The organism is Aphanothece hegewaldii CCALA 016, assembly GCF_003007785.1.
In the GTDB taxonomy this organism is placed as follows: Bacteria; Cyanobacteriota; Cyanobacteriia; order Cyanobacteriales; family Microcystaceae; genus Chroococcus; species Chroococcus hegewaldii.
On the sequence record NZ_PXOH01000044.1, the window covers coordinates 1 to 13,700 of the forward strand.

Below are 13,700 nucleotides of genomic sequence, written 5' to 3' on the forward strand. Positions count from 1 at the left end.
ACCCAATTTTTAGCCAAATTGCTAACATCTTAGCCCAAAAACAAGACTGGGTTATTTTGTCATAGTCTAAACTCCAGTCCATAGATATAAGCTCTTAATCACAGCATTGCTCAAGATTTTCGATCTCTTTGGCGAGAAATAATCGTTTAGGTTGTTTAAAAAGCCAACTACTCAAACTATGCTCGATTTTTTGCAGTTTATAGCCATTACTAAAATAAAGTTGCTGTGCTGCTAAATTATTTTCGAGAACATGTAGAGATAATTCCTTAAATCCCCATTCGCGGGCAATTCGTTCGCATCTCAATAATAATTGTCTGGCAATCCCTTGACGACGATATTCAGGAATAACAGCTAAATTAGAGATATAAGGTATTTGTTTAGCCATCACTTGATTTCGCAAAGCGAGTTCGACGGTTCCGACTAAAGTTCTGGGGGTGTTAGGAAAAGTGGTAGGAGTCGTAAAAGCGACTAAACAACGATAGTTTGGTTTTTCAGAACGTATACGCCCTCTGATATCTTCTGTAATACCCAATCTGAGCAGAGGTTGTATCCCAAGCATCGTTGTTTGAGACGGATAAAAACTACGAGAGAGAACTTCAACTAATTCCTTAAGATCTCTCGGTTGAGCGATCCGAATTTTGAGTGCAAAACTGGATTGCACTTGGCTATTCTCTAATTGGCACGATTTAGACACAGGTTTTACACTGGGGTTAAAAATTTGTTTTAAAAAAGGACACAAAAGGATTTTATTAAGCAAGGAAATAACCTTATTTATTTATAGTCTTCCCAAATTGTACGCTTCTTATTATAGTCCTCAGAACAAAACCCTTGGAAAAAATTTAGACAAATACCGACAAACTCTGAAATCAAGAGAGGCTCCTTAACAAGACTGTCATACTTTGTCCGTAATTTAATAAATTCCTACTGGATTAGTGTTGCTGAAGTACTGCTTACTGAATACTGTTGACAATGGATTTGGATGCCAAATACCTATATAAGTTTAAAAATGTAATTTATGACGGCTTTGGTATTATTAAAATAGCAAATTTTTCAATTAAGCTGGTTTACTTTTATTAAAAAAATAATCTAACAAAATTTTTTATACTTTAATTTTGTATTTTTAAGTATGTTTATATTATTGCCCCAGACATCTTTAAACATTTAATTGGGTCTTGTAATTCATTTAAACCGTGCATTTTTGTACTACGATTACATTCTTTTTATAGCTTTTTTTTAATTAATTAAAGCTCTATATAAAACATTGTTGTATGATTTGTCCATTATTGATTTAGATAATTTTTTAAAACTAATTGTTAATAATTAAATATATTTTATATCCCATAGCCTACAATAAACATATTCCCCAAAATCATTCTAAAAAGGATAATGCCAGCAAAGAATATTTACCATGAAGCTGTTAAAAATGCTTTAATTAAAGATGGTTGGACAATTACGGCTGATCCTTACTATATTATCTATAAACAATTAAGACTGGTTGCTGATATTGGTGCTGAACGTTCATTAGCTGCACAGCGAGGAGACGAAAAAATTGTTATTGAAGTTAAAAGCTTTATCAGTCGCTCATTTATTTATGATTTAGAAAGAGCAGTGGGTCAGTATATCATCTACCGTAATTTTCTCACAAAAACTGCCCCTGAGCATGAAATTTATCTAGCTCTTAGCCAACTTGTGTATCAATCCAAATTTGACGATACCATTTCCATTATTGTTAATGAAAACTAGCTTAAATTGATTATTGTCGATACAGATAGGGAGGTAATTACCCAATGGATAAATTAACCTATTATCGTTCACTCATTCAAAAAATTTTAACAGAATATCATCAACAGTTTTCTCAAGCTTGTCCTCCAGATGTAGAAATGCTACTAGCTTTTGACGAAAAAAGAGATCAATATCTATGGTTTCAAGTAGGTTGGACACCGCAAGAAAGAATTAAGGGAATTTCCGTTCATGTTCGCCTTAAAAACGATAAAATTTATATAGAAGAAGATTGGACAGAAGAAGGAATCGCTACCGACTTATTAAGAGAAGGTGTTTCTAAAGAAGATATTGTTTTAGCTTTTCATGACCCCAAAACTCGCAAATTTACTGAGTTTGCTATGATGTAAAAATTTTTTTATAATTATTTCAAAAAAGTTTTTAAAAAGTAGTGCCACGATAAGTTAATCCAGTTCGTTTCATCGAGAAACGTCGGGCAAATTGCGGTAAATCGCCTTCATGCCCCAAAAGTATTACCGTATCACCATCTTGCAGAATAAACGAGTGTGAGGGATGAAGTACCGTTTTTCCATCAAGTTGACGAATCGCAACAATAACAAATGCTCCTTGTCCTCCTATTTCCATTTCACTAATAGGTCTATTGACAAAAGGCGAATTTAATGTTATAGAAAGTTCTTCTAATTTGAGATCAATTTGTGCGAGTAATTCATTAAGATTGCGTCTTCCTTCGGCTTCGTCAAGAAAATCAATTGCGGCAGGATGAGTAATCATTTGTGCCATTCGTTCAGCCCCAATGGTTGCGGGTAAAATAACTTGATTAGCACCAGCTAACTTGAGTTTTTTTTCAGTAGAGGGTAACTCGCCACGAGCGATAATAATTAAATTAGAATTCAGTTCACGAGCCGTTAGAGTAATAAAAACATTAAGAGCATCATCTGGTAAAACAGTAGTTAAATACCTCGCTTTTTGAATTCCTGCGGTGTGTAGAATATTTTCATCGGCGGCATTTCCTTCTAAAATTAAATAGCCTTTTTCTTCGGCTTGCAAAATTCGGTCAGAGTTGTTATCGATGACGACAAATGGTTGCTGTGATTCTTGTAACTTTCGAGCTAAAATTTGTCCCAGACGACCATAACCACAGATAATAACGTGATCTCGTAACGATTCTATTTCTCGATTCATACGTCTTGATGCTAAAGCTTTATTAATTTGACCTTCGGTGATCATTTGAAAAAATCCACCGACTGCATAAACGGCTGAACTTGTACCACAAATAATTACCAGTATAGTCAAGATTCTAAGTCCTGGTGTATTAATCGGTCGAATTTCCCCAAATCCTACCCCAAAAACCGTAATAATGACTTGATAAAAAGAATCTAAAAAATTCCAGCCGTACAACATATAGCCGACTGTCGCGCCAACAACAGTAGCGAGAAAAAATATAATACCCAGTGCAGTACGCTGGAGCGAACTTAGCACGCTTCGCGCCCTCCGAAACGAAAAGATAAAATCTAGATCATCATATTCTCTAATTTGATTTAAGGAAGTATTCTAGAATGCTAGATCGTCTCGATAATAACTTGTCCATCGGCTTGAACCCAAGCTAGATTTTTTACTCTAATATTCTGGATATATTCTCGAATCCCATCCTCGGAACGTTCCCCAATAAAGAGGGAAACTCTTATAAGTTCTGTGGATTTTCTGAGGGTTTGGGCATGAATAAAAGCGGCTATTTCTGCATCTTTTGTTTGAGGGATCACTAACCAATCTAAAGCGGGTGTTTGTTGAGGTAAAATTCCCGTTGAGAGTAAACAAGTGTGCAACTCTTCTAGATTAAGAGAAAAGCCAATCCCTGGGGCGGATTCTTGTTGAGGATGATACACACTTAATAATTGATCATAGCGTCCACCTTGTCCTAAAATGCGGAGTTGCTGATCGGTATAACTAACAGCTTTAAAGATAATTCCCGTATAAAAATCAAAGGTTTGTAAAAGAGAGAGATCTAAGACTAAAGGAAAAGCGATCGCATTTTGTGTACTCCGTTGAGCAAAGCTATTTTCTACTACTTCTAAAAGTGATTTGAGGTTACTTACTGCTTCTTGTGCCGATTCATCTAAATCAAGATTGAGGATTTTTTGCAGGACATCGGCTGGCTTGCCACGCAGATTAAATAATAGTAAACCATGTTCTCGCAAAGCTGCACTCGGATAAGCTAAGTTTTCTAGACTAACATAATCTAAATGGGCTAAACAGTCACGGACTTGTTGTTGTAGAGGAACTGGAAACGGAGCGAGTAAAGAACGGGTGAGGGCGGCTTCCCCTATTAGGAGATGCCATTGGGGTACACCGAGTTGCTCTAAACAATCCGCTAATAAAAGTAAAATTTCTGCATCCGCTAATACACCGCCCCGCATCAGAAGTTCTACACCTGCTTGATGAAATTCTAATTGTTGTCCATGATGTCCCGTCGGCGGATTGCGAAAAACGTTAGCACGATAACAAAGACGTTGCGGATGTGAATGATCACTCATTCGAGTAACGGCGGTACGGGCAATGGATGCCGTTAGTTCGGGGCGTAAACCTAATGCTCCTTCTGCGGTTTCTTGGAGTTGAATGACGGTAGAACGTTCAATGGCTCCACCTGCGATGAGGGTATCAAGCCATTCAATACTAGAGGTAACAATACGCTGATAGCCCCACCGTTGAAAGATCTCTTGTATGCGATCGTTCATCCAAGATTTTTGAGTCACTTCTAGGGGTAATAAATCTCTGGCACCGGACGGAGCTTGATGAATCATTATAAAAAGTCAAAATGGTCTTTATTTCTTTTTACCATTAAACAGTGTCCAGAAGTTCTTCTGACCTTTGGCGTTTTTGGATTTACTACCAAGCATTTCAATGTTAGGGTTGAGGAGTTGATCGAGTTCTTTTTTGCTCTCAATTGCGATCGGATCTTGTGGGTTTGCTTTGATTGCTTGATTAATATGAACTCGCGCCATCGAGGTTTGATCTTGTCTTAAATAAGCGAGTCCAAGTAAGGCATGAGAAGTACTGTCATTGGGTTCTAGTTTAAGAGCATCTCGTATTTCTAAGATGACTTGAGCATAATTTCCCATTGATAGAGAGTCTTGAGCGCGGCGTATATAAGAAGTAATTCCCGTTTCTACATCGGGTATTTTGGACGGTTCTTGCGTGATAGTCGTCGCTTGGGTTGATGAAGTCGCCATCGCTGCTGCACCCACATAAGCTGGCGTGGTTAATTTTTTCTGGGTTTGCCCTTCACTAAACATTAGATAAACTAAATTCAGTTCGCTAATCTGAGCAATTTTTTGATATACTCCATCAAGGATCAAATATTCATCAACGGCTAAAGGTTGCAAGAGTTTTTGATAAGCCGTCTCAACATTTTTATTAACTTGTGCAAGTTTTTTCGCGGGTTCAGTAATAATGGTTGTATTAATTGTATCTTGGGCTACACCTTTACCGATCTGAGAAATAATTAAGCGATATTCGATGCGTGATTGTTCTCTCGATAATTGTTCGTAAGCTGGATTAACTAATTTAGAGAATAACTGGCCTGCCCGTTCTTTTTCCACATTATTTTTAGCCCGACAGGTATCTGGATGGAGTCGATAGGCGATTTTGAGATAGCGTTGACGAATTTCCTTGAAATCAGCATCAAGGGGAACGCCCAATACTGCGTAATGGTCGATTATATCAAATTGAAATAGTCCCTGTTGAATCGGAAAAGCCATAGGATATTGTCCTGCTTGCTGAAAACCACCTTCTACTAAATTGACCTAACGCTTGGCTCGTCAAACTTGATCTGCCATTGAGAGGCTTCTTTTAATGCTTGACTCAGACTGGAATGAAGATAACCATTTGTCGCTAAAATTCTACCTTCTTCTAGATTGATCTGATTACCATCATATGCTGTAACTGTGCCTCCTGCTTCTTGAACAATGACAATTCCTGCAACAACATCCCAAGGGCGTATTCCCCTCTCCCAGTATCCATCTAAACGTCCACAGGCAACATCAACTAAATCTATAGAAGCTGAACCACTGCGACGCACACCTTGAGTTAGATGGGTTAGATAACAAAATTCAGCGTAGTTGTTGTCGGTGGTTTCTGTGCGATCGTAAGCGAATCCGCTAACTAACAGACTTTGACTGAGTTTGTCTGTTTGAGAAACTTGAATCGGACGACGGTTTAGTGTTGCACCAGATCCTGTAGCCGCCCGAAACAGTTCGTTTCTAAACGGATTGTAAATGACTCCTACTTGAGGAATATCGTCGATCAATAACCCTACCGAAACGGCTGCCACTGGATAAGCATGAGCATAGTTGGTTGTTCCGTCTAGGGGATCGATCGCCCAGAGATAGTTATTGTCGGTTGTTCTTATTATTCCCGATTCTTCGGCTAAAATTGCATGATGTGGCACATGACGATTTAAAATTTTAAGAATTTCTTTTTCGGCTTGATGATCGATGTCGGTTACTAAGTCACCAGAGCGACCTTTTTCTTGAATTTTGTTCACCTGACCCCAGTTGGCTAAAACAATTGCTCCGGCGGCGGTTGCGGCTTCGGTGGCGATATCTAAATAACGTTCTAACTCGGTGGCTGTATTCATCATCTAGTCTTCATCTAAGGGTAAACCAAATCGAACTCTTCCTCTAGCAAAAAAGCGGCCAAACTGAAGCTCATAAACTTCGTCTTCGTCTTGGGTTTCCACTTCTAAGTCTGAACAGGGATAACTCACACACAACAGCGCGTATCCTTTATCTTTTAATTCGGGTGAAAGCCCGATCGCTTCTGGTTGTTTAATGTCTCCATCTAAAACTCTTACTGCACAAGTGGTACAAGCTCCATTACGGCAAGAAAACGGTAAATCATAGCCAAGATTTTCGATACTGTGCAAGATGTATTGATCGTCTGGAACTGGAATAGTGTAATATTCTTCGGTTTTACGGTTATGGATTTTGATTTGATAAAACTGGCGCATGAGTAAAAAAGAAAATTTTTTTTGAATTATAGTAACTTTATTGTATAATGAATGATCGTGACCCTACTAGGAGAGATGGCCGAGCGGTTGAAGGCGCAGCACTGGAAATGCTGTTTAGGGGTAACTTTAACGAGGGTTCGAATCCCTCTCTCTCCGTAATGAAAGCGAGTAAGAGTGAATTGTTTGTTTTGGTTTTGTACTGGGTTTGGTATTTCTATCCTAAGTTTGAAAGAATTTTGCAACCAAACCCTAATATTAACTTTCTAAGACTTTCAACAAAACATCACCCATTTCTTGACATCCAACCAATTTCATGCTATGGGACATAATATCGCCAGTACGATAACCTTGGTCTAGTACGGCTAAAACACTTTGTTCGATTTTATCGGCGGCGGCGGCTTCATTTAAACCGTAGCGTAACATCATAGCAGCACTCAAAACCTGTGCCAGTGGGTTTGCTTTATCTTGTCCTGCAATATCGGGGGCGGAACCGTGTACAGGTTCAAATACACCAGGCCCAGTGGAACCTAAACTCGCAGACGGCAACATCCCAATACTACCAGTTAGCATCGCTGCTGCATCAGATAAGATATCTCCAAATAAATTGCCTGTGACGATCGTATCAAATTGTTTCGGGTTGCGAACTAACTGCATCGCTGCATTATCGACATACATATGAGACAGTTCAATATCGGGATATGTTTCTGAGATAGTAATTACACGATCGCGCCATAATTGAGAAACATCTAAAACATTCGCCTTATCGACTGAACAGAGTTTACCGCGACGTTTACGGGCTGCTTCAAAGGCCACATGAGCAATACGGTCAATTTCCGTCTCAGTATAAGCCATCGTATTAACCCCACGTTTTTCGCCCGTCTCGGTGGTAAAAATGCCTTTGGGTTGACCAAAATAAACGCCGCCCGTCAGTTCTCGAACTACCATAATATCAACCCCTTCTACAACCTCTTTTTTCAGGCTCGAAGCGTCAATCAGTTGGGGTAAAATCGTAGCAGGGCGTAAATTCGCAAAAAGATTCAGTCCGGCGCGTAATCCTAAAAGACCCGTTTCAGGGCGTTGTAGACGGGGTAAATTATCCCATTTATAACCCCCAATGGCCGCCAAAAGCACCGCATCACTATTACGACAAAGTTCTAAAGTCTCGCTGGGTAAAGGTTCGCTGGTTTCATCAATTGCCGCACCGCCGATTAAACCTTTTTGAAATTCAAAGGTAATATCAAACTGTTTCCCTATGACCTTAAGCACCTCTACAGTGACGGTTAGAATTTCGGGGCCAATACCATCGCCGGGGAGTAAGGTGATACGATATTGCTGAGTCATAGTTGTTTCTCGATTTAATCTGAAAAGGACAATCTACTATCTTACGGCTTTTGTGGCTAAAGAGTTTAGAATAAGCGGTCGATTGATTTATCAGTCTTTTTGATCACCCATGTTTGGCAACTCAGGTATCATCGATCGTAGACTCTTAAATAAGACTGAAATTGAATTGCCAATTGTCACACTCCCTGAGTACGATCATCTTGGACTTTAATACAAGAGCAAAAATCTCAGTTGATATTCTTTAAAAGCAACTTTTTTCAGAAGGAGAAAGTCTTTGACGCAATGAAAAAGGTTTCTAACTGGCTAGTTACTATTCTTAAATCAATGCCAGGGGGTTTAACAATCCTGGATAGCTATATCCTATCCCAATTAATCCCTACCTTTTTATTTGGCGTAGGACTGTTATCAACTTTGGGAGTAGCTATTGGTAATCTTTCAGATTTAGCTAATAAAGTTGCTGATTCTAATTTACCGCTTTTGGCCGCTCTACAAATTTTATTATTAAAAGTTCCTGAATTTGTGGCTTATGCCTTGCCTATTTCTGTTCTTTTATCAACACTAATGACTTATGGAAGGTTGAGCAATGATAGTGAGATTATTGCTTTTCGCAGTTGTGGAACGAGTTTACGTCGTCTGATTTTTCCTGCCTTTATTTTAAGCTTAATGGTGACTATCATTACTTTTTTATGTACAGAATTAGTCGTACCTTCTGCCAATTATCAAGCCACATCAATTTTAATTACGTCCATTAAAGAAGAACACGAATATCGACAAACCAAAGATATTTTTTATCCCGACTATGAAAATATTATTTTACCTGATGGTCAAACCATCCGAACCTTAAGAAGTTTATTTTATGCCGAACAATTTAACGGAAAAGAAATGAAATATTTAACGATTATAAAATGGATCGGACAACGTTTAGATCAAATCGTCATTTCAGATTCGGCATCTTGGAATTCATTAAAAAATACTTGGGATTTCTTTGATGGAACGATTTATCAAATTGCCCCAGATGCGTCTTATAGTGAAGCTTTTCCTTTTGAACATCAACAATTACAATTTCCTAAAGCGGTTTTTGATTTTGCAAGTCAAGGACGAAATCCTTATGAAATGAATATTGTTCAAGCTAAAGAATATACAAAAATTTTACAATTGAGTGGCGATCAGAAAAAAGTTAGAATATTTGAAGTCAGAATACAACAAAAAATAGCTTTTCCGTTTGTCTGTATTGTTTTTGGTGTAATTGGGGCAGCTTTAGGAGCGAATTTTGGAAATATTAGTCGAGGAACTAGCTTCGGTTTAAGTGTGGGAATTGTTTTCGCTTATTATGTATTTGGTTTTGTTACGGGTAGTATTGGTTTAATCGGGACAATTTCGCCCTTTTTAGCAGCTTGGCTACCGAATATTTTTGGTTTAATCCTAGCAGGTTTTTTAATCAGTGAAAGAAAATAAATAGAGACGCAAGACAACACGTCTCTTTCATCAACTAAATTTACTGCCAAACTTGGCAACTTAAGTCACCTGATTTTTGAGAGAGTTTCAGATTTTCGGCGTAATCAACGGGACAATCAATTACACTGGGGACATCTTGCTTAAATGCTTCTTCTAGGGTCGGAATTAAATCAGCCGCAGATTCAACGCGATAGCCCTTTAGACCCATGCTTTCAGCAAATTTGACAAAATCGGGGTTGCCAAATTTAATGAAGGAAGAATGACCAAATTGATTCATTTGTTTCCATTCAATCAACCCATAACCATTGTCGTTAAAGATAAGGGTGACAAAAGGTGTACCGACGCGCAAAGCAGTTTCTAATTCTTGGCAGTTCATCATAAAACCACCATCCCCAGTCACCGCGACAACACGCTTATTGGGGTGTACCAGTTTAGCCGCGATCGCACCAGGAATCGCAATTCCCATCGCCGCAAAACCATTAGAAATCAAACAAGTATTAGGAGTATCACAATGATAATGACGCGCCATCCACATTTTATGTGCGCCAACATCAGCAATAACGATATCTTCTGGCCCCATCACTTGCCGTAGATCATAAATCAATTTTTGCGGTTTAATCGGAAAACCCTGATCATTAGAATAAAACTCATAATCATCAACAATTTCACTGCGTAATGCTGCTGTGACTGGCGTTGCTTTATTTTGACGATCGGCCCGTTTTAGAATATCTAATAGTGAATCTGTAATATCTCCAATCACTTCTACCAAAGGAATATAACTACTGTCAATTTCAGCATTTTTCATCCCGATGTGAATAATCGGAATATTCCCTTGAGGATTCCATTTTTTTGGTGAATATTCAATCAAATCATACCCAACCGCAATTACTAAATCACTGCGATCAAAAGCACAACTAATTAAATCACGCTGTTGTAGTCCCACACTCCATAACGCTAAAGGATGAGTATAAGGAATAGTACCTTTACCCATAAAAGTATTAGCCACTGGAATATTAAGCGCCGTCGCAAACTCGGTTAGAGCTTCACTTGCACCAGCCCGGATCGTGCCATTTCCGACTAAAATAAGCGGATTTTTGGCTTTAGAAATCGCGTTAGCAGCAGCACTTAGACTGCGATAGGATGCGTAGGTTTTTTCTTGACTATCGATCGATAATGGTCGTCCTAGTGCTGGCATTGCGGCGATATTTTCGGGTAAGTCGATATGTACAGCCCCCGGTTTTTCGCTTTGGGCGGTTTTAAAGGCTTTACGAACGACTTCTGGCGTAATACTCGGACGCACAATCTGTTTATTCCATTTCGTCACTGGAGCAAACATCGCCACCAAATCGAGATACTGATGTGATTCGATGTGCATTCGATCGGTTCCAACTTGTCCAGTAATCGCTACAAGTGGCGCACCATCTAAGTTAGCGTCTGCAACACCCGTCATTAAATTGGTTGCTCCAGGACCCAAAGTCGAAAGACAAACCCCCGCTTTTCCAGTCAACCGTCCATAAACATCGGCCATAAAAGCCGCCCCTTGTTCGTGACGAGTTGTAATAAACTGGATTGAAGAATTTCTTAGCGCTTCTAAAATGTGTAAGTTTTCTTCCCCAGGTAGTCCAAAGATGTATTCAACACCCTCATTTTCTAAGCACTGAACTAGGAGTTCGGCTGTGTTTAGTTCCCCCATGATTTATACTCCAGGCTTTATTCACCGTTGCTCAATTTCCTTATCTAATAGCGTATCCCGACAGAAAAGTCGGTCTGACAACTAATCCGTCGGGTTATTGATCGTGGATGAATTTTCCAAAGTTCCCTAAATATTTGACAAAATCTATCTATTTCTATTCTGACCTAATAAAGTCATTTTGAGTAGGAGCAAATTGATTTATTTTTTAATATTTTTTTTGATTGGGATCTAGATTAATACTTAGAACGTTTGATCTTGATAATAAATTATTTCTCTTTTCTTATGCAGTAATCGCAAAAAAATCATCAGTTTTTTACATATTGGTATGTATTAAATACAGGGTTTGGCGACCAAGCCCCTACAATTTATTTGTAAAGACGCGATATATCGCTTCTCTACGATTTCTCTGGATGTAATATTAACAATATTTTTACCTATTTTTTCTTTGAATGTATAGACAAAATGTAGGGTTTTGTTGACCCTACCCTCATCTAATTTTCAGACTATGATTTTGGTTTATAAGTCGATGCAACATTTAATTCTTTTAGCTGTTTTGTATCAACTGAAGAAGGAGCATCTGTTAATAAACAACGCGCTTGTTGTGTTTTTGGAAAAGCAATAACATCTCGAATAGATTCTTCTTTTGCTAACAGCATCACCAAGCGATCTAAACCATAAGCAATACCACCATGTGGCGGTGTTCCATATTCAAAAGCTTCTAAAAGAAAACCAAATTTACTATCAGCTTCTTCGGGAGTTAATCCAATCGTAGCAAATACTTTTTCTTGAATTTCTCTTTGGTAAATTCGGAGACTTCCTCCGCCAATTTCTAAACCATTAAACACCATATCATAAGCTAAAGCTCTAGCATTCGCTAAATCATTAATATCTTCTGGGTTTGGTGCAGTAAAAGGATGATGTAAAGCTTCTAAACGCTTTTCTTCTGGGTTCCATTCAAACATCGGAAAGTCAGTAATCCAAAGTAGATTAATCTTCTCTGAATCAATCAAACCCATCAGTTCACCAATGACTAGACGTAAGCGACATAGAGATTTATTCACCGTATCTTGATCGCCCGCACCAAAAAGTAATAAATGTCCTGGTTTTGCCCCTGTACGGTTGAGGATTTCCTGTTTTTGCTCCGATGTTAAATTATCTTTAATTGCACCAATTGTATCTAATTCATAATTTTCTCTAACACGAATATAAGCGATTCCTTTTGCACCGGCGGCTGTAGCTTCATTAAATAAATCTCCACCTGGTTTAATCCGTACATTAGAAATCGCATCATTGCCATTAGTAATCGGTAAAATTTTCACTTTACCGCCATTTTTGACCGTTTCCGAAAATACTTTAAATCCCGAATCTTTGACCACATCAGAAACATCGACTAATTCTAAACCAAAACGAGTATCGGGCCGATCGCATCCATATTTCATCATCGAATCTGCATAGGTTAAACGAGGAAATGGACGAGGTAAATCAATATTCTTAACCGTTTTAAAAATATGACAGACTAAAGACTCATTTAGATTTAAAATTTCATCCAAAGACATGAAACTCATTTCCATATCGAGTTGAGTAAATTCGGGTTGACGATCGGCCCGTAAATCCTCATCCCGAAAACACCGCGCAATCTGATAATATCGATCCATACCCGATACCATCAAAAGTTGTTTGAATAACTGGGGTGACTGGGGTAGCGCGTACCATTCACCGGGGTTAACACGAGAAGGAACTAAATAATCTCTCGCACCTTCGGGGGTAGAACGAGTTAAAATCGGGGTTTCTACTTCAATAAAATTTTCTTCGTCTTCCAGAAAACGACGCATCGCTTTAACAACTTGATGACGTAATTGCAGATTTTGACTCATACTTTCTCGTCTAAGATCCAAGTAGCGATATTTGAGACGAACATCTTCTCTAACTAATTCTGCATCTGCGCTAGAGACGACAAAAGGTAACTGTTTATGTACCGCGTTGAGGAGTTCGATCTGTTCTGCATAGACTTCGATCTCTCCTGTTGTTATTTTTGGGTTGAGAGACTCATCAGGACGTTGACTAACTTTTCCCGTCACTTTGATCACATATTCATTTCTGATGCTTTCTGCTACGGTGTAAGAATCGGGGGTTCGTTGTGGATCACTGACAATTTGTATAGTTCCAGTGCGATCGCGTAAGTCAATAAAGATCACTCCTCCATGATCCCTTTGTCGATCAACCCAACCAAATAAGGTTACAGTTTCTTTAGTATGAATTCCTCTCAGTTCGCCACAATAATGAGTTCGCATGATTCTAAATCGATAAACTTTGCTTATAATACAATCCGTAGTATTTCTAGAATAACCAGATTTTGACGCACTGCCCATAAGAATAGCATTTTGGCGACTCTGTTCGATCTCTTTCCTGTTCATTCCCCAAAAATGGAGTTTTGTTCCATAATATTTAATAAAAATTGAATTGTTT

General features: G+C 38.5%; 12 protein-coding genes and 1 tRNA gene. 4 read left to right on the forward strand and 9 right to left on the reverse strand.

Translation table 11 applies throughout. From position 1 onward, the window contains the following. Window positions 1-94: 94 nt before the first annotated feature. Window positions 95-661 (reverse strand): GNAT family N-acetyltransferase, encoded by a 567-nt coding sequence (locus tag C7H19_RS22620; RefSeq protein ID WP_245927718.1) that lies wholly within the window; start codon window positions 659-661, stop codon window positions 95-97. Between the two features lie 725 nt (window positions 662-1,386). On the opposite strand from C7H19_RS22620, the gene C7H19_RS22625 reads away from it, so the two are divergent. Both C7H19_RS22625 and C7H19_RS22630 read left to right on the forward strand, forming a co-directional pair. Then, a complete protein-coding gene (locus tag C7H19_RS22625; RefSeq protein ID WP_106459181.1) occupies window positions 1,387-1,743 on the forward strand; it encodes an element excision factor XisH family protein in 357 nt (118 codons plus the stop codon). Window positions 1,744-1,787: 44 nt separating this feature from the next. Continuing rightward, the gene (locus tag C7H19_RS22630) at window positions 1,788-2,129 is read left to right on the forward strand and encodes a XisI protein (protein ID WP_106459182.1); all 342 of its coding nucleotides are present in this window, start codon (window positions 1,788-1,790) and stop codon (window positions 2,127-2,129) included. Between the two features lie 31 nt (window positions 2,130-2,160). Here the strand turns inward: C7H19_RS22630 and C7H19_RS22635 are convergent, their stop codons facing one another. The 5 genes from C7H19_RS22635 to C7H19_RS22655 form a co-directional block, all read right to left on the reverse strand. Continuing rightward, entirely contained in the window at window positions 2,161-3,219 is a 1,059-nt protein-coding gene (locus tag C7H19_RS22635; RefSeq protein ID WP_106459183.1) for a potassium channel family protein, read from the reverse strand. Window positions 3,220-3,299: 80 nt separating this feature from the next. Next, the gene (locus C7H19_RS22640) at window positions 3,300-4,538 is read right to left on the reverse strand and encodes an ATP phosphoribosyltransferase regulatory subunit (RefSeq protein ID WP_106459184.1); all 1,239 of its coding nucleotides are present in this window, start codon (window positions 4,536-4,538) and stop codon (window positions 3,300-3,302) included. 21 nt (window positions 4,539-4,559) lie between these two features. Beyond that, window positions 4,560-5,495 carry a J domain-containing protein gene (locus tag C7H19_RS22645; RefSeq protein WP_106459185.1) on the reverse strand — a complete coding sequence of 312 codons (936 nt, stop codon included), beginning with the start codon at window positions 5,493-5,495 and terminating at the stop codon, window positions 4,560-4,562. Window positions 5,496-5,530: 35 nt separating this feature from the next. After that, window positions 5,531-6,373: an inositol monophosphatase family protein gene (locus C7H19_RS22650; RefSeq protein WP_425428928.1), complete on the reverse strand. Its 843-nt coding sequence runs from the start codon at window positions 6,371-6,373 to the stop codon at window positions 5,531-5,533. 3 nt (window positions 6,374-6,376) lie between these two features. Next, the gene (locus C7H19_RS22655; protein WP_106459187.1) at window positions 6,377-6,745 is read right to left on the reverse strand and encodes a 2Fe-2S iron-sulfur cluster-binding protein; all 369 of its coding nucleotides are present in this window, start codon (window positions 6,743-6,745) and stop codon (window positions 6,377-6,379) included. A gap of 69 nt (window positions 6,746-6,814) precedes the next feature. Between C7H19_RS22655 and C7H19_RS22660 the strand changes: the two genes are divergently transcribed. Then, window positions 6,815-6,901 (forward strand) — tRNA-Ser (locus C7H19_RS22660). A gap of 99 nt (window positions 6,902-7,000) precedes the next feature. Here the strand turns inward: C7H19_RS22660 and leuB are convergent. Then, entirely contained in the window at window positions 7,001-8,086 is a 1,086-nt protein-coding gene (leuB, locus tag C7H19_RS22665; RefSeq protein WP_106459188.1) for a 3-isopropylmalate dehydrogenase, read from the reverse strand. Window positions 8,087-8,368: 282 nt separating this feature from the next. Here leuB and C7H19_RS22670 point away from each other — a divergent pair, with 282 nt between their 5' ends. Beyond that, window positions 8,369-9,541: an LptF/LptG family permease gene (locus C7H19_RS22670; protein WP_106459189.1), complete on the forward strand. Its 1,173-nt coding sequence runs from the start codon at window positions 8,369-8,371 to the stop codon at window positions 9,539-9,541. 40 nt (window positions 9,542-9,581) lie between these two features. On the opposite strand, the gene C7H19_RS22675 is transcribed toward C7H19_RS22670, so the two are convergent. Next, window positions 9,582-11,234, reverse strand: coding sequence for an acetolactate synthase large subunit (locus C7H19_RS22675; protein WP_106459190.1), 1,653 nt, complete (start codon window positions 11,232-11,234; stop codon window positions 9,582-9,584). Between the two features lie 503 nt (window positions 11,235-11,737). Then, window positions 11,738-13,525 carry an aspartate--tRNA ligase gene (aspS, locus tag C7H19_RS22680; protein ID WP_106459207.1) on the reverse strand — a complete coding sequence of 596 codons (1,788 nt, stop codon included), beginning with the start codon at window positions 13,523-13,525 and terminating at the stop codon, window positions 11,738-11,740. Between the last annotated feature and the right edge of the window lie 175 nt (window positions 13,526-13,700).